This is a genomic window from Bradyrhizobium arachidis (assembly GCF_015291705.1).
Classification (GTDB): Bacteria; Pseudomonadota; Alphaproteobacteria; order Rhizobiales; family Xanthobacteraceae; genus Bradyrhizobium; species Bradyrhizobium arachidis.
The window spans coordinates 6,185,923-6,205,568 of the sequence record NZ_CP030050.1 but is presented as its reverse complement, the minus strand read 5'-3'; the positions used below and the strand labels follow the sequence as shown (position 1 = coordinate 6,205,568).

General features: G+C 65.4%; 24 protein-coding genes. 14 read left to right on the top strand and 10 right to left on the bottom strand.

All coding sequences use genetic code 11. From position 1 onward, the window contains the following. Window positions 1-311: 311 nt before the first annotated feature. The 6 genes from WN72_RS28925 to WN72_RS28900 all read left to right on the top strand — a co-directional run bounded on the left by WN72_RS28925 (window position 312) and on the right by WN72_RS28900 (window position 3,328). Window positions 312-944, top strand: a complete 633-nt coding sequence (locus WN72_RS28925) for a response regulator transcription factor (protein WP_027559823.1) — start codon at window positions 312-314, stop codon at window positions 942-944. Window positions 945-1,135: 191 nt separating this feature from the next. Next, window positions 1,136-1,528, top strand: a complete 393-nt coding sequence (locus tag WN72_RS28920) for a hypothetical protein (RefSeq protein ID WP_027559822.1) — start codon at window positions 1,136-1,138, stop codon at window positions 1,526-1,528. A 141-nt stretch (window positions 1,529-1,669) separates the two neighbouring features. Beyond that, window positions 1,670-2,062, top strand: a complete 393-nt coding sequence (locus WN72_RS28915; RefSeq protein WP_027559821.1) for a curlin — start codon at window positions 1,670-1,672, stop codon at window positions 2,060-2,062. A 46-nt stretch (window positions 2,063-2,108) separates the two neighbouring features. Then, window positions 2,109-2,519 carry a curlin gene (locus WN72_RS28910; RefSeq protein ID WP_028146253.1) on the top strand — a complete coding sequence of 137 codons (411 nt, stop codon included), beginning with the start codon at window positions 2,109-2,111 and terminating at the stop codon, window positions 2,517-2,519. A gap of 72 nt (window positions 2,520-2,591) precedes the next feature. Further along, window positions 2,592-3,023, top strand: a complete 432-nt coding sequence (locus WN72_RS28905) for a curlin (protein ID WP_283807152.1) — start codon at window positions 2,592-2,594, stop codon at window positions 3,021-3,023. Between the two features lie 11 nt (window positions 3,024-3,034). Beyond that, on the top strand, window positions 3,035-3,328 hold the full coding sequence (locus tag WN72_RS28900) for a hypothetical protein (RefSeq protein WP_027559818.1): 294 nt from the start codon (window positions 3,035-3,037) through the stop codon (window positions 3,326-3,328). A 55-nt stretch (window positions 3,329-3,383) separates the two neighbouring features. Here the strand turns inward: WN72_RS28900 and WN72_RS28895 are convergent, their stop codons facing one another. Next, on the bottom strand, window positions 3,384-3,659 hold the full coding sequence (locus tag WN72_RS28895) for a hypothetical protein (RefSeq protein ID WP_027559817.1): 276 nt from the start codon (window positions 3,657-3,659) through the stop codon (window positions 3,384-3,386). 284 nt (window positions 3,660-3,943) lie between these two features. Here WN72_RS28895 and WN72_RS28890 point away from each other — a divergent pair, with 284 nt between their 5' ends. Next, window positions 3,944-4,396, top strand: a complete 453-nt coding sequence (locus WN72_RS28890; protein ID WP_167380949.1) for a hypothetical protein — start codon at window positions 3,944-3,946, stop codon at window positions 4,394-4,396. An 18-nt stretch (window positions 4,397-4,414) separates the two neighbouring features. On the opposite strand, the gene WN72_RS28885 is transcribed toward WN72_RS28890, so the two are convergent. After that, window positions 4,415-5,254 carry a GNAT family N-acetyltransferase gene (locus tag WN72_RS28885; protein ID WP_092217394.1) on the bottom strand — a complete coding sequence of 280 codons (840 nt, stop codon included), beginning with the start codon at window positions 5,252-5,254 and terminating at the stop codon, window positions 4,415-4,417. 99 nt (window positions 5,255-5,353) lie between these two features. Here WN72_RS28885 and WN72_RS28880 point away from each other — a divergent pair, with 99 nt between their 5' ends. Next, window positions 5,354-6,058: an SDR family oxidoreductase gene (locus WN72_RS28880; RefSeq protein WP_092217408.1), complete on the top strand. Its 705-nt coding sequence runs from the start codon at window positions 5,354-5,356 to the stop codon at window positions 6,056-6,058. 272 nt (window positions 6,059-6,330) lie between these two features. Beyond that, window positions 6,331-7,155, top strand: coding sequence for an outer membrane protein (locus WN72_RS28875; protein WP_092217393.1), 825 nt, complete (start codon window positions 6,331-6,333; stop codon window positions 7,153-7,155). An 81-nt stretch (window positions 7,156-7,236) separates the two neighbouring features. Here the strand turns inward: WN72_RS28875 and WN72_RS28870 are convergent, their stop codons facing one another. Continuing rightward, complete coding sequence (locus tag WN72_RS28870; protein WP_167380948.1) at window positions 7,237-8,298, bottom strand: serine hydrolase; 1,062 nt, start codon at window positions 8,296-8,298, stop codon at window positions 7,237-7,239. 321 nt (window positions 8,299-8,619) lie between these two features. Between WN72_RS28870 and WN72_RS28865 the strand changes: the two genes are divergently transcribed. The 3 genes from WN72_RS28865 to WN72_RS28855 all read left to right on the top strand — a co-directional run bounded on the left by WN72_RS28865 (window position 8,620) and on the right by WN72_RS28855 (window position 10,526). Then, the gene (locus WN72_RS28865; protein ID WP_092217392.1) at window positions 8,620-9,006 is read left to right on the top strand and encodes an ArsR/SmtB family transcription factor; all 387 of its coding nucleotides are present in this window, start codon (window positions 8,620-8,622) and stop codon (window positions 9,004-9,006) included. Between the two features lie 2 nt (window positions 9,007-9,008). Next, window positions 9,009-9,500, top strand: coding sequence for an SRPBCC family protein (locus WN72_RS28860; RefSeq protein WP_027559810.1), 492 nt, complete (start codon window positions 9,009-9,011; stop codon window positions 9,498-9,500). 759 nt (window positions 9,501-10,259) lie between these two features. Further along, on the top strand, window positions 10,260-10,526 hold the full coding sequence (locus WN72_RS28855) for a hypothetical protein (RefSeq protein WP_092217406.1): 267 nt from the start codon (window positions 10,260-10,262) through the stop codon (window positions 10,524-10,526). Between the two features lie 48 nt (window positions 10,527-10,574). Here WN72_RS28855 and WN72_RS28850 read toward each other — a convergent pair whose 3' ends face one another. Both WN72_RS28850 and WN72_RS28845 read right to left on the bottom strand, forming a co-directional pair. Beyond that, window positions 10,575-11,546 (bottom strand): Bug family tripartite tricarboxylate transporter substrate binding protein, encoded by a 972-nt coding sequence (locus WN72_RS28850; RefSeq protein WP_027559808.1) that lies wholly within the window; start codon window positions 11,544-11,546, stop codon window positions 10,575-10,577. 36 nt (window positions 11,547-11,582) lie between these two features. Then, window positions 11,583-12,467, bottom strand: a complete 885-nt coding sequence (locus WN72_RS28845) for an IclR family transcriptional regulator (protein WP_092217391.1) — start codon at window positions 12,465-12,467, stop codon at window positions 11,583-11,585. Between the two features lie 211 nt (window positions 12,468-12,678). On the opposite strand from WN72_RS28845, the gene WN72_RS28840 reads away from it, so the two are divergent. Then, a complete protein-coding gene (locus WN72_RS28840; RefSeq protein ID WP_027559806.1) occupies window positions 12,679-13,521 on the top strand; it encodes a hypothetical protein in 843 nt (280 codons plus the stop codon). Here the strand turns inward: WN72_RS28840 and WN72_RS28835 are convergent. Continuing rightward, window positions 13,502-14,179, bottom strand: a complete 678-nt coding sequence (locus WN72_RS28835) for a response regulator (RefSeq protein ID WP_027559805.1) — start codon at window positions 14,177-14,179, stop codon at window positions 13,502-13,504. The genes WN72_RS28840 and WN72_RS28835 overlap by 20 nt on opposite strands. Next, window positions 14,176-15,558 (bottom strand): sensor histidine kinase, encoded by a 1,383-nt coding sequence (locus tag WN72_RS28830; RefSeq protein WP_092217390.1) that lies wholly within the window; start codon window positions 15,556-15,558, stop codon window positions 14,176-14,178. The genes WN72_RS28835 and WN72_RS28830 overlap by 4 nt, the downstream gene beginning before the upstream one ends. Before the next feature lie 187 nt (window positions 15,559-15,745). Between WN72_RS28830 and WN72_RS28825 the strand changes: the two genes are divergently transcribed. Continuing rightward, the gene (locus WN72_RS28825; protein ID WP_092217389.1) at window positions 15,746-16,612 is read left to right on the top strand and encodes a DUF3280 domain-containing protein; all 867 of its coding nucleotides are present in this window, start codon (window positions 15,746-15,748) and stop codon (window positions 16,610-16,612) included. A 1-nt stretch (window position 16,613) separates the two neighbouring features. Here the strand turns inward: WN72_RS28825 and WN72_RS28820 are convergent, their stop codons facing one another. Genes WN72_RS28820 through WN72_RS28810 form a run of 3 tightly spaced genes read right to left on the bottom strand, consistent with a single transcriptional unit; the run spans window position 16,614 to window position 19,645 of the window. Beyond that, a complete protein-coding gene (locus WN72_RS28820; protein WP_092217388.1) occupies window positions 16,614-17,645 on the bottom strand; it encodes an L-idonate 5-dehydrogenase in 1,032 nt (343 codons plus the stop codon). A 21-nt stretch (window positions 17,646-17,666) separates the two neighbouring features. Beyond that, the gene (locus tag WN72_RS28815) at window positions 17,667-18,434 is read right to left on the bottom strand and encodes a glucose 1-dehydrogenase (protein WP_092217387.1); all 768 of its coding nucleotides are present in this window, start codon (window positions 18,432-18,434) and stop codon (window positions 17,667-17,669) included. A gap of 11 nt (window positions 18,435-18,445) precedes the next feature. Further along, window positions 18,446-19,645 (bottom strand): mandelate racemase/muconate lactonizing enzyme family protein, encoded by a 1,200-nt coding sequence (locus WN72_RS28810; RefSeq protein ID WP_167380947.1) that lies wholly within the window; start codon window positions 19,643-19,645, stop codon window positions 18,446-18,448. Window position 19,646 lies beyond the last annotated feature (1 nt).

Genomic DNA, 19,646 nt, shown 5'->3' with positions numbered 1-19,646 from the left:
TCGACGTCGGCACATGGATGGCGACGCCATGACTCAGTTGGCGATACCGCGCACGCGGCCGGATGGCGGCATCCGCGATACATGCCCCGCCGTGATGCCTGTGGCGCGCTCGATTCCTTGCAATCAGAAAGTTCGAGATGTGAACGCCTTCACTCGTCTTGGGCGAGTATTGGCTCTAAGACGTCGAATCGGCGGATCGACGCGCCTCGCTCGATCCGCTCCAACTCATCCAAGCACCTTGTTTGCGGTCACAAAAAGAATGGATGGCTCGTTGCTTGGTCATCGGGCCCCGAGCTGGGGAGTTTGTTGTCATGAGTTCAGATCAAGCCACAGTTTATGTCGTTGACGACGAGATTCAGATTCGAACCGCGATCGGGAGTCTTTGCGAAGAGACTGGACACAAGGTGAGGTTGTTTGCATCGACAGACGAGTTCCTTGCCGAGCGCATGTCCGGGGGGCCTTCGTGCCTCGTGCTCGATGTCCGCTTCCCGGGCACCGCGCCGACCGGCCTCGAGCTTCAGCGTCGGCTCGCGGAGACGGGGGTGCCCATTCCGATCGTCTTCATCAGCGGTCATTCCGATGTCCGCGTCTCGGTCGAGGCCATGAAGCGCGGCGCGGTCGAGTTTCTGCCAAAACCCTTTCGCGAGCAGGAGATCCTCGATGCCATCCGGCACGGCATCGAGCGTGACCGCAGGCGGCTGGAGCGCGAAGACACCGTGCGTGAGGCTCGTCAGCGCCTCAAGACGCTGACGGCGAGGGAGCGCGACATCATGCTGCTGATGGCCGAAGGGCTCGTCGCCAAGCAGATCGCGGCACGGCTCGGCGTCAGCGAAGTGACGGTGAAGGTCCATCGCGCCAGGATGATGCGAAAGCTGGAGCTGCGATCGCCGATCGAAGTGGTGAGATTGATCGACAGCATCAGCCGCGAAGCGGAGGCAACGTGAGCCGTTGCAATAACCGCATATCCGAGCCTGCGCGAAACGAGATCCTGCGCAACGTCTAGTCCGTACCGACTAGCATGAACTGCAGTCTGTCGCACGGAGCACGATCAGTCCAAAGTCATCCCTGTGATGCCAACCTCCTCCAAGACGGCATCTGAACCCAGTCAGACAACTTGGCTAGAAAGGGATACTCCATGCGCAAATTGTTTTTTGCTTCCGTTGCCGTGCTCGCTCTGTCCTCCGCGGCGCAGGCTGCCAACACCGCAACTACGGTGCAAGTCGGGATCGTAAACGGCTCCAGCGTGAACCAGCAGGGCCACGTGAACGACTCCTCGACCACCACCCAGCTCGGCTTCCTGAATTCCGCGACCACCATGCAGGGCACGACCACTCCGTCGCTCAACAATGCGAGCTCGGTGACTCAGGTTGGCGTCTTTGGCAACTCGGCCACCACTGGGCAGGTTGCCACGGGCAACAACACCAGCTCGATCAGCCAGTCCACGCTCTTCGGCCTCCCGCCGAACAACGCTGCCGCCGTTGGGCAGCTCGGCCTCGGCATCAACTCCAGCACCATTACGCAGCACTAAGCCAGCCCCATGTCGGCCCCGGGCGCGTCCACCGAGCGGCGCGTCCGGGTGATACTCGACAGGCCATACTCGAAATCACCGCGATCAGGTTGCCTGAACGGGCGGCGGGTCGGCGGCTGACATTTCGCGGAGGATTATGACATGCGCAGGAAATTTTTCGTCACGACGGTCGTCATGCTGAGCGCGCTGAGTGGTGTCGATGCCCAAGCCGCCAACTCGATTAGCGTGTTGCAGTTCGGCGCGACAAATCTCTCGTCCACAGTGCAGACCGGCCCGGTGAACAACACCGCGACGACGCTGCAATTCGGCGCGACCAACACCGCATCGAGCTTGCAGTTGGGATCGCTGGCTTCGGCCAATTCGGCGACGATAGGACAGGGCGGCACGACCCCCACCGCGACCAATAACGCAGCGGTCGGTCAGGTCGGCGGCGCCAACACGAGCTTGATCGGCCAGATTGGCCTGAACAACGCTGCCGGGGTGTCCCAGCTTGGCATTCTGAACGGCTCCACGATTTTGCAGCAGGCTCCCTAACCTGAGATCGTGTTTTGGCTCGGCACAGATAGCGTGGAGGCATATGATGAATAAGCATCTTCTGGTCGTTGCGACGGCGATCCTCCTCTCCTGTTTTGCCGCGAACGGCCCTGCGCGGGCGCAAAGCGCTGACATCAAGACGATCGTCTCGGTCAACGGGCCGCCGGTCGTCTTGAACCAGAGCAGTTCGACCAACCTGGCCGGCGTGTTCATGGTCGGCGGTAACACCAGCGCGACTGTCACCCAGAACGGCTCGAATAATGCTGTCGGCATCCTGCAATTCGGTGGGGTGACGTCGGCTTCGGTCGGGCAGACCGGCATGACTAATTTCGCCTTCGTCGGCCAGACCGGTCAGTCGGCGACGAGCGTCGTGTCGCAACTCGGCAGCATGAATACGGGAGCGATCGCCCAGTTTGGCATGATCAACTCGTCGACGGTTGGTCAACACAGCCCGTAGCACACGAGCTCGCGGGCATCGACAACGAAGCGGAGAAGCGCGATGCGATGGGGCAGACCTGTCTTGAGGCACGTGTTGGCCGCGGCGACGTTGCTTGCCGTCGTCGGCACGGCGACGCAGGCGCCGGCGGGGTCCGTCCAACGCACCCTGACCAATCGGAACGTGAGCATCGAAACGATCGTGCAGTTCGGCAACGATGTTCAGCCTGTCACGATCGAGGAAAACAGCCGCATCAACATCGCGCGGGTGATCCAGATCGGCGGGACCGGCACGGTGGACGCGACGATCATCCAGAACGGGGTGCGCAACTATGCCAATGTGATCCAGGTGGGCGGAACCACCAATGCGGCGGTCGGCCAGTCCGGCCTCAGCAACACCGCCGACATCACCCAGATCGGCAATTCCACCAATGCGCTCCTGCTCCAGATCGGTGATATGAATACGGGAGCGGTGCGGCAGTTCGGGCGTTTCAACTGGCTGGCGATCTTCCAGTTTGGCCGATGAAGGAGTCTGACATGAGATTATTCCTGCTCGCATCCGGCATAGGAATCATGAGCGTGATCGCGACGGCGCCGGCCGGGGCTGCCGACGGTCACACGACGGTGGTTCAGGACGAGAACGGCACCTCCGTCATCACGCAGAGCGGCGATCCGGCGCAGGCCGAGGTGAAGATCGAGAAGGAGCCCGGGCGTACGACGGTCTACCGCCGCAGCGGCGGAAACACGGCCATCGTGACCCAAGGCACCGGAAATGGCCCCGGAAACGCGCAGGACATGCTCGACTGGCTGCGCAAGCAGCAGGGCCGCTGACGCGCGAAGGCCCACCGTCCGTGGAAGGACGATGGGCCCTGGCCGTGAGCTGAGGCTACCAGCGATAGACGCCGGTCAGCGTGCCGTTGTTATTCCCTGCCGGGCCGACATCGCCCTGCGTCGAGCTCGGCGCCGGATGGTTGCTGCCGTTGAGCGTGCCGTATGGCCCGGTGACCTCAGGATAATATGCGCGCGGCTGAACCGTCTCATAGGCGGGAGCGTCCCAGCCGGCGCGTGGTCCGTTCCAGCCATAGCCCTGCGCCGATGCGGCCGTGGTGCCCGCGACGAGCGATGCCGTGATCAGGCAGAAGAGTTTTGACTTGTTCTGCATTGAGGATGCTCCTTTTCTTGTCGGGGCCAACGACCGCGATGGGGGAGCGTTCCGGACGTATTTTGGCGGTGCCGATCAACTCCGATCAACTGGTTATGAAGGGCCGTGCGTGGAACGAAGCGCCTGAAGCGCGTAAAGAATTCCGGGCGTTCTGCCGCACCCTGTCCCGCGTTCATCCCGTGCCTTAACCAAACATTAATTATACGTTTGCGGGTGGGTGACGGCCCGGCCTAGCGTGCGGTGGGGAGCCGCTTTTCGCGAAGCCAAACGAGTTGGTGCGTATCATGATGTCCAGATCATATGGGGCGCTGTTCGCCTCGCTCAGCGCAGCCGCGCTGCTCCTTAGTCCCAGCGACAGTTTTGCACGACCCGGCGGCGCCGCGCCGCATGGCATGGTGAGCGCTGCCGCGCCGCCGGCCGCGGTGGCGCGTCCGCCGATCGCGCCGGGTGCCAGGTTCCGGGGCCGCAACACGCCCTGGGTCTATTGGCCGGGCGGCGGCGGCTTCTTCTACGACGGCGCGGGCTACAGCCAGCCGTTTGCCGATATCGGGCAGCCGGCCTCCACGGACGTGCGCTACACCTACACTTATGACGTTCCCTGGGACTGGACGCATCGCTTCCCGCCGAACGTCGTGCCGTCGGACCGGCCCTATGTGCCGAGCTGCCCGACCGAGCAGGTGACGGTGCCCGGCCGCGGCGGCGGCGAGCACACCGTCAACATCATGCGCTGCTACTGAGCAGCGCATTCGGCTTAGTTAGCCGAGTTCAAAACTCGTCACGCCGAAGACGCGGTCGATCCGCAAGCTCGGGATCGGCCCTGTGTACATCCGCGCCGTCTCGAACACTGGTTTGAGCCCGAGCTGTTCTGCGAGCGCGATCGCCTCGCGGTTGACGGCGGGGACATCGAGAAAGATATCGCCGCCGCCGACGCTTGTGACCAAGGCCTGCACGATCGCTTCCGCCGCGGCGCGATCATCGGCGACGAGCGGGCCGATCTTGCAGCCGCTCCGGCACGGCCGGATCACGCCCCATGCGGCGAGCTTGCCGTCGCGCATCAGCGCGCGGCCGATATGGCCCGATGTCCCGATCCAGGCACGCAGGAACGCGCTGCGCCGGGCCGGGAACACGGTGGCGTCGTCCGCTTCCACCAGCGCGAACGGGACCGTGTCGAGTGCGACGACATCGGCTCGTGCCGATGCAGCCGCGACGACGCCGCCATAGCGGATGTTGGCATAGGCGAGCTGGAAGCCGGACTTTTTGTAGTTGTCCTGCTGCGCGACGACGCCGTCGAGGCCGATCACGCGCGTGCCTGCATGCGCGATCGCCGCGTTCCAGATGCTGAGGCCGTGGCCTCCGCCGCGAAAATCGGCGCGCACGATGTAGAAGCCGAGAAAGGCGAAACGATCATCGTAATTGACGCAGGAGACCGTCGCGACCGGTTCGCCATCGATCTCGCCGACGAAGAAACCCTTCGCGTCGGGGATGGCGAAGCAGGCGGCGTCGGAGAGGCCCGGATTCCAGCCCTCGGCCGCGGCCCAGTCGGCGGCGAGGGAAATTTCGTCTGGGCGCAGATTGCGGATCTGCAGGTCGTTCATGACGGATGCTCTCGGCGGTGGACCTGCCGGCAGGTCCGGCAGTAGAAGGCCTCATGATAGGCCGGGCGTGCGGCTCGCCTCAACACAGGGATAATGGACATGGCAGCAGAGAAGGTCGCACTCGTCACCGCCGGCGGCAGCGGCATGGGGGCAGGGGCTGCGCGGCGCCTTGCGGCCGACGGCTTTCGCGTCGCGATCCTGTCGTCCTCCGGCAAGGGCGAGGCGCTGGCGGCCGAGCTCGGCGGGTTTGGCGTCACCGGCTCCAACAAGTCGAGCGACGATCTGAAGCGCCTCGTCGACGGCGCGCTGGCCAAGTGGGGACGCATCGACGTGCTCGTCAACAGCGCGGGCCACGGGCCGCGCGCGCCGATCACGGAGATCACCGACGAGCAATGGCATGCCGGCCTCGATACCTATCTGCTCAATGTGATCCGGCCGACGAGGCTGGTGACGCCGGTGATGCAGGCGCAGAAGAACGGCGCCATCATCAATATCTCGACCGCCTGGGCATTCGAGCCGAGCGCGATGTTTCCGACCTCCGCGGTGTTCCGTGCCGGGCTCGCCGCCTTCACCAAGATCTTCACCGACACCCATGCCGCCGACAACATCCGCATGAACAACGTGCTGCCGGGCTGGATCGACAGCCTGCCGCAGACGGATGCGCGCCGCGACAGCGTGCCGATGCGGCGCTACGGCAAGGTCGAGGAGATCGCCGCGACGGTCGCGTTCCTCGCCTCCGACGGCGCGGCCTATATCACCGGCCAGAACATCCGCGTCGACGGCGGGCTGACGCGCTCGGTCTGAGGCTGCCGATCGAATCGCATTCTTGCAGCCGTGTCGTGATGCGACGCGGCCCTGCATCGCGCGTCGCTTGCGATGGATGCTGCGTGGCCTTTGCGTCACACTCGCGATGCGTTCGCGCGTAGCGCGGCTCACACTACGTCACAGTCCCAACGAACTTCGCCGCAGCCCAAGACGATGGGCGATCCACGCCCTATGCCCAACCTGCGCTGGACGGCTTCCGCCCGCGCGCATTTCGAAGCGCGAGTTCAGTCGCGCGGGGCAAGGAGACTGGAATGAAGAAGTTTTTGCTGGCGGTCGCATCGCTTGTGCTCGGCACCGCATCCGTGCAGGCGGCCGACCTCGCGGCGCACTACACCAAGGCGCCGGTGATGGCGCCGGCCTACAACTGGACTGGTTTCTACGTCGGCGGCAATGTCGGCGGGCAGTGGGGTAGCGCCAATCCGAGCACCTCGACCGTCTACGATCCTGCCGGCTATTTCTTCACCACCAGCGTGCCCGCCGTCAATGCGGTCGGCGCCCAGCACGTCAACAGCTCCAGCGTGACCGGCGGTTTCACGGCCGGCTACAACTGGCAGGTCAACAACGCCGTGTTCGGCCTCGAGGGCGACATCAACTATTTCGGCTTCAAGGGCAGTGCCACCGGCTCGGCCCTGTATCCCTGCTGTGCACCCTTTGCCTTCACCGTCAACTCCTCGGTCTCGGCCGACTGGCTCGCCACCATTCGGGGCCGCCTCGGCTTCCTCGCCGCGCCGAGCTGGCTGATCTACGCCACCGGCGGTGCCGCGATCGCAGAGGTGAAGGGCAACTTCAATTTCACCGACACATTTGGCGCGACCGAATCCGCCGCGATCCGCGACACCCGCGTCGGTTGGACGGCTGGTGTCGGCGGTGAGTACGCGGTCGGCAATGGCTGGTCGCTCAAGGCCGAATATCTCTATGTCGATCTCGGCCGCGCCACCACGACTAGCACCAATCTGGCCAACTTCGGGCTCACCTTCCCAGGCAACGTGTACACCCACTCGGTCGATATCAAGTCGAACATCGTGCGTGTTGGCTTGAACTACAAGTTCGGCGGACCGGTCGTCGCCAGGTATTAAGATCATCCCGTTCCGTCCTGACGTGGAAAGCCCCGGCTCAGCCGGGGCTTTCTATTTTGAAGAGGCTTTCTGTTTCGAAGCTCAGCCTGTGTGTGACGCCACCAGATGCGCCAGCGCGGGCAAGATCTTGTAGCGGGCGATCTCGTGCGGATATTCGCTGCGATTGGCGAGCAGGACGATACCGATCCGCCGCGCCGGCACGAGACCGAGATAGCCGGAGGCGTTGTTGAGGCCGCCCGGCTTGTCGACGATGCTGACGCCGGGCAGGCGCACATTCTCCCAGGCCATGGCCTGTCCGAATTTCTCGTCGACGCGGAAGACCTCGTGCTGCGTCATCCGCAATGCCTCGCGCAGGTGCGGGTCGACCGATCGGCCGTCGACCGAGGCCGCGACGAATGCACCAAGGTCGCGCGCGGACGAAAACATCTGGCCGGTGCCCGGAAAATCGAAGTAGCTCTGCTGGTTGCCGGGCGGGCCGATCGCCATGCCCTGATCCGAATAGCCTTGCACGACGCGCTGTATCCAGGCCGCGTCCATGACGGCGCGGTTGTCCGGCCCGCGCTCGGGCACGGAGGTCGCGGCCATGCCGAGCGGCCTCAGGATGCGCTGTTCGAGCAGCGTCGCGATCGGGGTGCCGTAACGGCGCTCGAGCACGAGCTGAAGCAGCACGTAGCCGGCATGGCTGTAGACGCGCTGCCTGCCGGGCGCTTCGCCGGCCTGCGGCGTCCATGCGTTGAGCATGGAGATGAACTGCGCCTGGGTGAACGACTCGTTCGGCCAGGGCGGATGATCGGTCGGCAGCATCAGTCCCGATGAGTGCGCGGCGAGCTGACCGACGGTAACGCGGCGGACATAATCGCCCGTGAGCTCAGGCAGATATTTCGGCAAGGCATTGTCGAGCCGCAATTCACCGCGGAGCGTGCCGAGCGCGACCAGCGTCGCCTCGAACGGTTTGCGCAGGGAGCCGAGGTTGAACAGCGTGCCCGGCGTGACCGGCCTGCGCGTCGCGTCATCTGCAAAGCCGAACGTGAAGAACTCGACATGGCGCCCGGCATAGAGCGCGGCGGCAAGACCGCCCGGATGGTCCGGCGTCGCGGTTGGCGCGAGCTCGGCGGCGACGATGTCGCGCATCTGCGCGATCATGTCGGAATCCGCAAATGCGCGCCGCGGGCGAAGCGCGATCGCCAGCGGAACGAGCGCAGCCCGGGCGAAGCTTCGTCGGGTGATCGAGGATGATGTGACAACAGGCGGCACGCGCTCGGACGAATCATGCTTGTGCGCCCCCAAGTATCTTCTAGCGGTGAGGGTGCGAGGTCCCAATTCACGATTGCGCGTTGTGAGTTCCGTGGGGCGTGTAACCCGGATTGCGCTCGGCTCCATCCGGGCTACGGTGCCACGAGATTTTACTTAGCCAATCGGATAACAATTGTTGACGTCCGGCCGCTGCCGTGATTAGTTAGCTTCATGGCTAACCAATTATCCCATCTCGACCAGGTTTTCGCAGCCCTTGCCGATCCCACCAGGCGGGCGATCGTGATGCGACTATGCGCAGGCGAGGCGTCGGTCGGCGAGCTCGCCGATCCCTTCGACATGGCGCTGCCGAGCTTCATGAAACACATCCACGTGCTGGAAACGAGCGGGCTCGTTCAGTCCGAGAAATCCGGCCGCGTGCGCACCTGTCGTCTCAGTCCGGATGCACTTGTCGGCGCCGAGGACTGGTTCCAGCAGCAGCGCGCGATCTGGGAGGCGCGGCTCGACCGGTTCGAGGCCTATGTGATGAAGCTCAAGAAGGAGAAGGAGGCGGCCGCCGCCAAACGGCCGTCCCGAACAACCAAACGGAAAGGTACCTGACGATGACGAGTTCTGCCAATCCCGCCTTGTCGCAATGGTCGCTCGACCGCGAGATCGTGATGTCGCGCGTGATCGACGCGCCGCGCGAGCTGGTGTTCGAGGCGTGGTCCGACCCGAAACATCTGCCGCAATGGTTCGGACCGAAGGGATTCAAGGTCGAGACCTTCGAGATCGATGTCCGCGTCGGCGGCGTCTGGCGCTTCAACATGATCGGCCCCGACGGCACGGTCTATCCCAACCGCATGCGCTTCCGCCGCATCGAGCGGCCGTCGCTGATGGAGATGGACCATGGCGTCGACCAGGACGACGATCCCGGCATGTTCCGCTTCACCCTTACCTTTGCCGAGCAGAGCAACGGCAAGACGGTGCTGATGATGCGGCAACTGGCATCGAGCACCGAGCAGCGCGACGGCATGATCGGCTTCGGCGCGGTCGAATATGGCTACCAGACGCTGGACAAGCTGGCGGCATATGTGTCCGGAATGAAGCGGTAAGGCTTCGACATGGATCGGCCCCAGCGAGGGGAGGAATCTCGCTGGGGCCGCACTTGCGCGCGCCTTGAAAAGGGACCGGCTTCGATGCGCGATCCGTGATCAGCTAGCGCCGCGGCGTGACTCCGTTGGAAGGCGGGGTCGTTTCGTTGCGCATGCCGGGAGAGCTGGAGGCGCCTTGTCCGCCGCGCTCCACATGCGAGATGCCGCCACCGCCACTGCCGGCACCTCCTGCGCCTGCACCGTCTCCGCTCCCGCCCGAACCGGATCCGCCTGAACCCGCGCCCGCGCCAGCTCCGGCGCCAGCGCCGCCACCGGCTCCGCCGCCAGCGCCACCACCAGCACCGCCTCCCGCACCTTGTGCGAACGCTGCGCCGACCGAAGCGCCCGCGAGCACCGCGGCTGTAAAGATCGTCAGCACTGTCTTACGCATATTGCTGCTCCTCGAGGTTTTGACACGTGATGACCAATCGTGTGCGACGCCAACCCGTTCCTACGGGAGGCGTGGTCAGAGTCGTTGGTGCGGACACACGGCAACCTCACCGAATGATAAGCGAGGGGGGCGACCGCAGAACGCAAAAGCGGCCGCGCGACCCCATGTTGCCGAAACGGCGGTCCACGGGCGGCGTTCCTGCGAGCGCAACTGGTTTGGTGTTCGGCTATCGCAGGTTAGCGTCGGGTCCGAGGATCGGAACACCGGCCGATCAGCTGCGGCGAACCGGCACCGGTAGGAACGATCGCGGCCGTTTCGCTTTGGCGGTGATGACGCATATTATCTTCAGCGACTACCGCAATACGGCTGCCGAGGAGGCCTACGAGATCGCCTGGGACTTTCTCACGCGGGCCGGCGCCATTCGCAATGAGTTCGAAGCCTGCGTGTTCCTGGCGCAGCGCATTGCCGTGATGGTCGACCAAGGCCAAACCAACCGTATCCGCATGGCCAACCGCGCGATCTCCGAATACCAGCAGCACGCCGATGAAAGCGACGACCTCATGCGCTGCGGCGGCTGCGGCGGCGAGGGGCGTTGAGCGCCGGCCTCCGATGCGACATGCCTGGGATGCCGACGCGGCGGCGCGCTACTCACCCTTGAGCCCGGCCTCGCGGATCAGCGCGCTCCATTTCTGCGTCTCGTTGTCGATGAATTGACCGAACGCGGCGGCACTGGCTGGCCGCACCTCCAGCCCTTGGGCCGTCAGCTTGTCCTTGATCACGGGTTCGGCGAGCGCGCGCAGCACCTCGGCCTGAAGCTTGTCAACGGTTGCACGCGGCGTGGTCGCGGGCGCCATGAAGCCGTACCATCCGGCGGCGACAACGTTGGGAAAGCCCTGCTCGCGCAAGGTCGGTGCTTGTGGGTAGAGCGCGCTGCGCTCGGCCGAGGCGACGCCGAGCACCAGGAACTTGCCACTCTGGATGTAAGGCAGTGCGGTCGGCAGCGCCGTCAGCGTGGCATCGACACGGCCGGCGAGGAGCTCGGTGTAAGAGGCTGCATCGCCGCGGAAGGGGATGTTGAGGCCCTTCACACCGGCATCGCGGAACAGGAGCTCGCCGGCAAGATGCGGCTGCGAGCCGGCGCCGGGCGAGGCGAAGGTCAGCCCATCCGGCTTTGATTTGCCGTAGGCGATCAGCTCCGGCAGGGTCTTGTACGGCGCCTCCGCGCTGATGATCAGGAACAGCGGCGCGATCACCGCCATGGCGACAGGCTGAAGATCCCGGCGCTCGTAGGTCAGCTTGCCGAACAGCGCTTCGGCCGTGGCATAGGGGGCGGCGACATAGAGCAGCGTGTAGCCGTCGCCCGGCGCGTGCGCGACCGTGTCGTTGGCGATGCGCGTGCCGGCACCCGGCTTGTTCTCGACGATGAACTGCTGATGCAGGCTGCGGCCGAGCTCTTCGGCGAGCAGGCGCAGCGAGATGTCGTTCGAGCCGCCCGGCCCGTAGGGCGAGATCAGCCGCACCAGGCGCGAGGGCCAGGCGTCCTCAGCGCGTGCCGCGAATGGGACGCAGGGCAGCGCAAGCGCAGTCCCCAGCAATGTTCGGCGCGTGATGGTCATGTTGGCCTCCCGGGCGTGGAGCGCCAGTTTTGTTGTTCATCGATTGGCGCTCTTCTTGTTTGATTTTCGCATCTCGACGGCAGGCTCCGCCGCATGGACCACACCGCGGATGCTGTCGGCAAGGGCGGCGATCCGCGGGCCGATCTCGCCCTCCAGCTGACCTGGCTGGAGCCGAAACGCAGGGATGCCGCAATTGATCGAGAAGGACTGATTGAGCTCGCGCGCGTGAAACAGCGGCGCAGCGACGGCATGGATCGAGGCGATGTACTCGCCAAAACAGGTGCAGAAGCCGCGGCTGGCGCATTGGGCGAGCCCGGCGCGGTATTTGTCGCGGAAGGCCGCCCACAGCTCGGCGTCTTCGGCTGCGATCTGCCGTTCAAGCCGCTCCGCATCGGCCAGCGGCAAGGTTGCTGCCGCGGCACGGCCCATCGCGGTCATCACGACGGGAATCGGCATGCCGACGTCGGGGACGTGCGGACCGACATCGCCGGAGCGCGCAGTCTCGACGTAGATCATCGAGGTCGCATCGAGCAGGCCGATCGAGACCGTGCCGCGCACGCTCTGCGCCAGCTCCTGCATCATCGGCCGCGCCAGCTGCCGAAATTGCATGTCGGCAAGCAGCGGGTGCGCTATCCGCAGCGCACGTGCAGCGAGACGGTATTTCGTCCGCGCGGCTTCGTAGCGGAGGTATCCGAGCTCGGCCAGCGTATGCGTCAGCCGCGCCACGGTCGGCCGCGGGATGCCCGTCAGCTTCGACAGCTCCATGTTGCCGAGCAGGGTGGTGCCGGCCTTGAAGGCCTCGAGCACGACGAGACCTTTTGCCAGCGTGGTTGCGAAGGCGGCGTCATCGGTGCTCGCCGCGAGCACCGCGGCGGCGGTCGCGTGTGGAAGACGCCGTTTGGATGAGGAAGCGCGGGACATGCTCGAATATCGAACGTGGGGTGCGACTTTGTCCAATAAAATCGAAGATGGCTCCAAAACCGTCCACTATGCGGACGGCGTTTCGCCGTCTTCGGTGTCGCCCCAAGCGCGCCCGGAACGCTCAAGCGCACAAATTTTTGTCGTGATTGCGTGGCGTCTTGTGACATTATTATTACGAGGACATGTCACGTCGATTACAGCGGAGCGAATCATGTTGCAGTGGCAGGCGCGGTCAAATCCCCTCGCGTGGTGGTGGGGGTCCCTGACGCTGGTCAGTGCCGCCAACATCCTCGTCTGGTTCATGCTGTATCGCGAGTTCTATCCGACGGTCGCAGGGAGCGTCGGCGGCGGCTCTGATATCGGCCTGATGTTCCTGCTCTGCGCCGCCTATGTGTTCGGCTGCGCTTTCCGCTCGGTGCTGCCGCGCGCCGACGTGCAGCGCATCTGCCTGTTCGACACCTGGCTGTCGAGCGTCTTCGTCGGTCGCACGGTCGCGACCGTGGCCGAAGTCTGCTTCGCGGCACAATGGGCCATCATCCTGCACCAGTTTGGCACCATGACCGGCGCGGAAACCGTGGTGACCATCGCGTGGTTGATCGTGCCGGTGATCATCGTCGCGGAGTGCTTCTCCTGGTACGCGGTCGTGACCACCAACTTCCTCTACAACGCGATCGAGAACTCGCTGTGGGCGGTGACCTTCTTCCTCGCCGGCATCGCGCTGTGCCGCCTGATGCCGGAATTCCAGGGGCCGGTGCGCTGGGCGCTGATCGCCGGCATCGTCGGCATCGCCTGCTTCCTCGCCTTCCTCGTCACCGTCGACGTGCCGATGTATCTCAGCCGCTGGCGGGCAGGGCACGCCGAGGGCAACAGATTCCTTGGCTTGCTCGAAGGCCTGCATGACGTCTCGACGCGCTGGGTGGTGACCCACGACATCGCGCACTGGAAGGGCGAGCTGACCTGGATGTTCCTGTATTTCAGCGCCGCGGTGTGGTCGAGCCTCGCGCTCTGCGCGCTCTACGCCATGGAAGGCTATCTCACGCGTTATCTGGCCTGATCGATCGAGTCTCACCGAGATCGACCTCTGTCAGAAGTCCCTGACGCAACGCCAGCCGGACCAGCTCGATGTCGGAGCCGACGCCGAGCTTGTCCTTGATCAGCGAATGCAGGTTGGCGACCGTCTTTGGGCTGACATGCAGCGTCTCGGCGATCTCCTCCGTCGTGTTCTCGGCGAGCAACAGCCGCAGCACCTCGAATTCGCGCGGCGTGAGCACGTCGGCGGCCGAGCTCTCGCCGCTGATGCGGCTCAGCGCCAGCTCGTGGTCGATGTCGGGGCTGATGGCGATCTTGCCGGCCAGCACGTCCATCACCGCGCGCACCAGCGTCTCCGGCGGGCTCATCTTGGTGACGTAGCCGCGCGCGCCAGCGCGGATCGCCTGCACGGCGAAACCGGCGTTCTGGTGCATGGTGAAGACGAGGATCCGTGCGGACTTGTCCCATTGCCTGATGCGCCTGACGGCCTCGATGCCGCCGATGCCGGGCATGCTCAGATCCATGATGACGAGGTCGGGCGCCTCGGATTTGAACAGCCGGTAGGCCTCGGCGCCGTCGGACGCCTCGGCGACGACGCGCAGGCCCGGCTGCTTCTCGAGCACGGAGCGGTAGCCCTCGCGCACGACGGAATGATCGTCGACCAGCAGAATCGTCGCGGTCATGCCGCGTGCTCCAGCACCGGCCGATCGGCGGCCGCAAGCGGAATGACGACGCGCAGCGCCGAGCCGCCGTTCGGTCCCGGCTCGAAGCTCAGCCGGCCGCGCAAGGCCGCGACACGCTCGCGCATGCCGAGCAGGCCCATTCCGGATTTCCCGGCGGGATCGGCCGAGCGTCCGTCATCGTCGATCGCGAGCGCGATCTCCTCAGGGCGCATCGTCAGTTCCAGGCTGACCTTGGTGGCGCCGGCATGCTTGGCGGCGTTGGTGAGCGCCTCCTGCACGATGCGGTAGAGATTGGCGCTGATCGTGGCCGGCAGGGTCTCGAACGTGCCGTCGAAACGGATCGCAAAGCGCGTCTCGCCGCGGCTGCGTCCATTCCACCCTGCGACCAGGCCTTCGAGACTGGCGACGAGCCCGAGCTCCTCGACGTCGGGCGGGCGCAGCCGGAACAGCGCGCCGCGCAGCGTCTCCATCATGCCGGTCGCGGTCCGCGCGATGCCATCGCATTCGCCGAGCAGGGCAGGACAATCCTGCGCGGCGGTCTGGCGGGCGGAGGAGGCGAGCGCGCGGATGGCGGCCAGCGACTGGCCGAACTCGTCGTGCAGCTCGCGCGCCAGATGACGGCGCTCCTCGTCCTGGAGCGCGATCAGTTTACGCGTCAGCTCGTTGCGCTCGGCGAGCGCAGTGTCGAGGCTTTCGGCGAGATGGTTGAAGACGTCGCGGATGGCGGACAGCTCGGCGAGGTCGAACGGCGGCAGCCGCGCGGTGAGGTCGCCGGCGGCGACCCGTTCGAGGCCGGTGCGGATCATGTGGGTTGGGCGCAGCGCCCGCGCCAGCGCGGCGTAAACCAGGACGCACAATAGCGGCAGGGCGATTGCGAGCGCCAGCATCAGCCGGCCGGCCTCGTGCCAGGCTTCGGCCGTCTGCACCGTCGGATCGAGCCAGACCACGGCATCGCCGAGCTTTGCTCCGCGCACGATCACCGGCCGAGCCGCCTCGCGGCCGGGGTCGAACAGGCTGCGATAGAACGCCGTGAAGGCCTGCGGCGGCGGCGTTGCCGGAGGCACACCGCTACAGAAGCGCTGGAGCATGTCGCCGTCGGTGCCGCGGACGGCCAGACACAGGCCGGGCGTCATCACATAGGCCGCCACGGGATCGAGATTCGGAAAGTCCGCGCGCGGGGCGGCCACCCACTGGACCTTGCCCTGCTGCAGCTCCAGCGACTTCGCCACGATGGCGGCGATGCTGTCGATCCGCGCATGGGCGGCGCGGTCGGCCGTGATGAGGAAATAGGCGGAGATCGCGGCGAAGCAGGCGGCCGATATGGCGGCCACGCGCAACGTCAGTCGGACCTTGAGATCGAACCTCGGACGGTTCCACATCGGCGGGCACCTGGCGAACGGGTTTGTCGCCCGCGCATTAAACGGCAGAACGCAAGCCGCGCAAAGCGTTACGCTTTACCGCACTGCAATGTCGTGAAATTTTCCCGGCGCTGATCGGGACCGGTGCGGCTGCATGGCGCGGGGCTGCCCGCCAGATTGCGCCGCCGCTCCATCACATGAGGCCCGCATGCACCGCACCCGATTGATCCTCTCTGCGCTTTTCTTCCTCGTCCTCCCGGTGGCCACTTCGCCGGCCGGCGCCGAGGCCGCCATTGGCGTCGCCATGGACGATTTCAGCTATACCGATACGTCGGCCGAACCGGCCAACCAGACCGCCGCCCACGAGCGGCGGCTGTCGGCATTCATGGCAGCGCTCAGGCGGGACATCGGCGCGGACGGCCGTTATCGGCTGGCGCCGTCGGCCCAGGACGGCGCGGCGTTCAAGGTGATCGGCGGCATCCAGAAGACCAGCACGCTGGTGCAATGGGCCAAGGTCGCCGTGATCGACGTCGGCGCCAAAAAGCTGGTGATGGACAAGCTCTACACTTTTCGCGGCGACAATGATGAATCATGGGAGCGCGCCGAGATTTTTGTCTCGCGCGAGGTGATGGCCGCGCTCGGCACGCCCGCGCCGGTCGCGCTTGCGGTGTTCGATTTCGAGCTGGAGGACACGACCGCCGCATCAGCGGGCGCGTCAGCCGCGTCGGATGCGTCGTACCTCACCGAAGTCACGGCCGGCGTGCGCGAGGTGCTCAGTCAATCCGGCCGCTATCGCATCGTCGAGATTGGCGGCGAGGCGGCCAAGGCGCACGCCTTGCGCGATTGCAACGGTTGCGAGGCATCGATCGCGCAGAAGCTCGGCGCGGATCAGTCGCTGATCGGCGTGGTGCGGCGGGTCAGCCGCACCGAATATACCCTGGGCTTCCAGGTCCGCGATGCCAGGACCGGCGCGGTGCTGGCGCGCGGGGATAGCGGTCTGCGCATGGGCGCGGACTATTCGTGGAAACGAGGGGCCGTTCGGCTCGTGAGCGAAAGCCTGGTCGAGAGCCAGTAGCTTAGAAGGTTAGTTGCACCTTCATCGATTGCGAGCGGTCGCTGGCGAGCTCGAAGGCGACGACCGCGTTCTCGAACGGCATGGTCGCCGTGATCAGCGGCTTGACGTCGATCAGGCCGTCGCCCATCAGCCGCACTGCCAGCTCGAACTCGGGATCGAAGCGGAAGGTGCCGCGGAGCTGCAATTCCTTGGCGACGATGGTGTTGATCGGCAGCGTCATCTCGCCGCCGAGGCCGAGCTGCACCAGCGTCGCGCCGGGCCTGAGCACGTCAAGCGCGGTGCGCAGCGCGGCCTGATTGCCCGAGGCCTCGAACAGCGTGTCGAACACGCCCTTGCCGGTGCGCCAGGGATCGAGCGCGGCGGCATTGCTCGCGACGTTGATCGCGTGCGTGGCGCCGAGCTTTTTGGCGACCGCGAGCGGCGCATCGGCCACATCCGTCACCACGATCTCGGACGCGCCGCCGAAGCGTGAGACAAGAATCATCAGCGCGCCGATCGGGCCGCAGCCGGTAATCAGCACGCGCTTGCCGAGGAGAGGGCCGGCCTGCTTGCCGGCATGCAGGCACACTGCGAGCGGCTCGGCGACCGCGGCTTCCGCCAGCGAGAGCTTGTCCGCGATCGGCACGGCCTGGGTCGCGTCGACGGTGATGAACTCGCGAAAGCCGCCCTGCACATGTGGAAAGCGCATCGCGCTGCCGAGGAAGCGCATGTCGAGGCACTGGTTGCGCATGCCCTCCTGGCAATGCAGGCACGCCCCGCACGGCTTGCTCGGATTGACCGCGACGCGGGTGCCTGCCTTCACGCTGGTGACGCCGTCGCCCACCGCCGCAACCACGCCGGCGATCTCATGCCCCAGCGCCATCGGCTGCTGGATGCGCACGACGCCGAAACCGCCGTGATGGTAGTAGTGCAGATCGGAGCCGCAGATGCCGCCATTGGCGATCTTGACGCGGACCTCGCCCGGGCCGGGCTCCGCGTCGGGATAGCTGTCGATCCGGAGGTCTTTCGGGGCGTGAATGACGACGGCGCGCATGGTCTCGTTCCCTGTTGGCGATTACATCGCGGCGATCATGCCGCCATCGACATAGATGATCTGGCCGTTGACATAGGTGGATGCGTCTGAGGCGAGGAAGATCGCGGCGCCGACCAGCTCATCCGGCTTGCCCCAGCGTTTTGACGGGATGCGGCCCATCAGCCAGTTGTTGAAGTCGGCGTTGTTGACCAGCGCCTCGTTCATGTCGGTGAGCATGTAGCCGGGGCCGATCGCGTTGGCCTGGATGCCGTGCTGGGCCCATTCCACCGCCATCGAGCGGGTCAGGTTCTTGATGCCGCCCTTGGCGGCCGTGTAGGGCGCGATGGTCGGGCGCGCGAGCTCGCTGCCGAGCGAGCCGATGTTGATGATCTTGCCGTGCTTGCGCGGGATCATGCGCTTGGCCGCCTCACGGCCGATCACGAAGGCGCTGGTCAGGTTGGTCTCGATCACCTTGCGCCATTCGTCGGTGGTGAATTCCACCAGCGGCTTGCGGTGCTGGATGCCGGCATTGTTGACGACGATGTCGACGGCGAGGCCTTGTCTGTCGAAGTCGTTGAAGGCGGCGACGATGGCGGGCTCGTCGGTGACGTTGAAGGCCGCGCCTTCGGCCTGATGCCCGGCAGCGCGGAATTCGGCGACGGCCTGCTCGACGCGCTTGGCATCGACGCCGTTGACGATGATCTTCGCGCCGGCCTTGGCCATGCCCTCGGCGATGGCGCGGCCGAGCCCGCGCGAGGAGCCGGTCACGAGTGCGGTGCGGCCGGAGAGGTCGAACAGGGTGGTGCTCATCTCAAAATTCCTCAGACGTTGGAGCGGCGCACAGTGAGATCGGTGCGGTCAAAGACGGCGGGCAGGAGATCGACGCCAAGGCCGGGTCCTTCCATCGGGAAGACATAGCCGTCCTTGATGGTGGGCATGGTGGTGACGAGCTCATTGTACCAGCCCTTGTAGAAGGCGCGCACGGATTCCTGGATCAAGGTGTTGGGCTGGCTGAACGACATGTGGATGGCGGCGATGAAGCCGATCGGGCCGATGCAGTCGTGCGGCGCGAAGGGGCGGTGATAGGTCTCGGCCATGGCCGCGATCTTGCGGCCCTCGGTGAGGCCGCCGGTCCAGCACAGGTCCGCCATCACGACATGCATGGCGTCGCGGTCGAGCATGTCCTTGTAGGGGAAGCGCGAGCCGAGCGTCTCGCTGGCGCAGACCCAGACGTCGGTCGAGCGGGCATATTCGGCCAGCGCCTGCGGCGAGTTCATGCGGATCGGGTCTTCGTACCAGGTCGGCTTGTAGGGCTCGAGCGCGCGCGCGATCTGTTTGGCGGTCGGCAGATTCCACAGCGAGTGGAGCTCGACCATGATCTCCATCTTGTCGCCGACGGCCTTGCGGATCTTCTCGAACGGCTCGATCGCCTGCTTCATCTGGGCTGCGGTGATGTAGAGGCCCTTGTTCTCCTGAGCCGCCGGATCGAACGGCCAGATCTTCATCGCGGAGATGCCGCTTTCAAGCAGGCTCTCGGCGAGCGCATCGGCGTGGTTCATGAAGCCGTCGAGGTCTTCATAGGGACCCTTGGACGCCCCGAGATTCCAGTTGGCGACCGGGCTGATATTGGTGGAGCGGACATATTGGGTGCCGGCGCAGGTGTTGTAGATGCGCTGCTTGTCGCGGCAGAGGCCGCCGAGCATCTGGTGAACCGGCTGATTGCAGACCTTGCCGAACAGGTCCCACAGCGCGATGTCGATCGCTGACGCCGCACGATATTCGACGCCGGTCGAGGACTGCGCCATCGGCAGGTTCAGCATGTCGCGATGGATCGCCTCGATGTGCAGGGGATTGCGGCCGAGCAGGCGGCCCGCGAACGTGTCGTGGATCTGCGCTTCGACGGCGCCTGCGCCATAGAAGGTCTCGCCGAGACCGATCACGCCCGCATCCGTGTGGATGCGTACCCAGATGACGTTGGAGAATTCCTCGGTGCGCAGCGTCTCGATCGACGTGATCTTCACG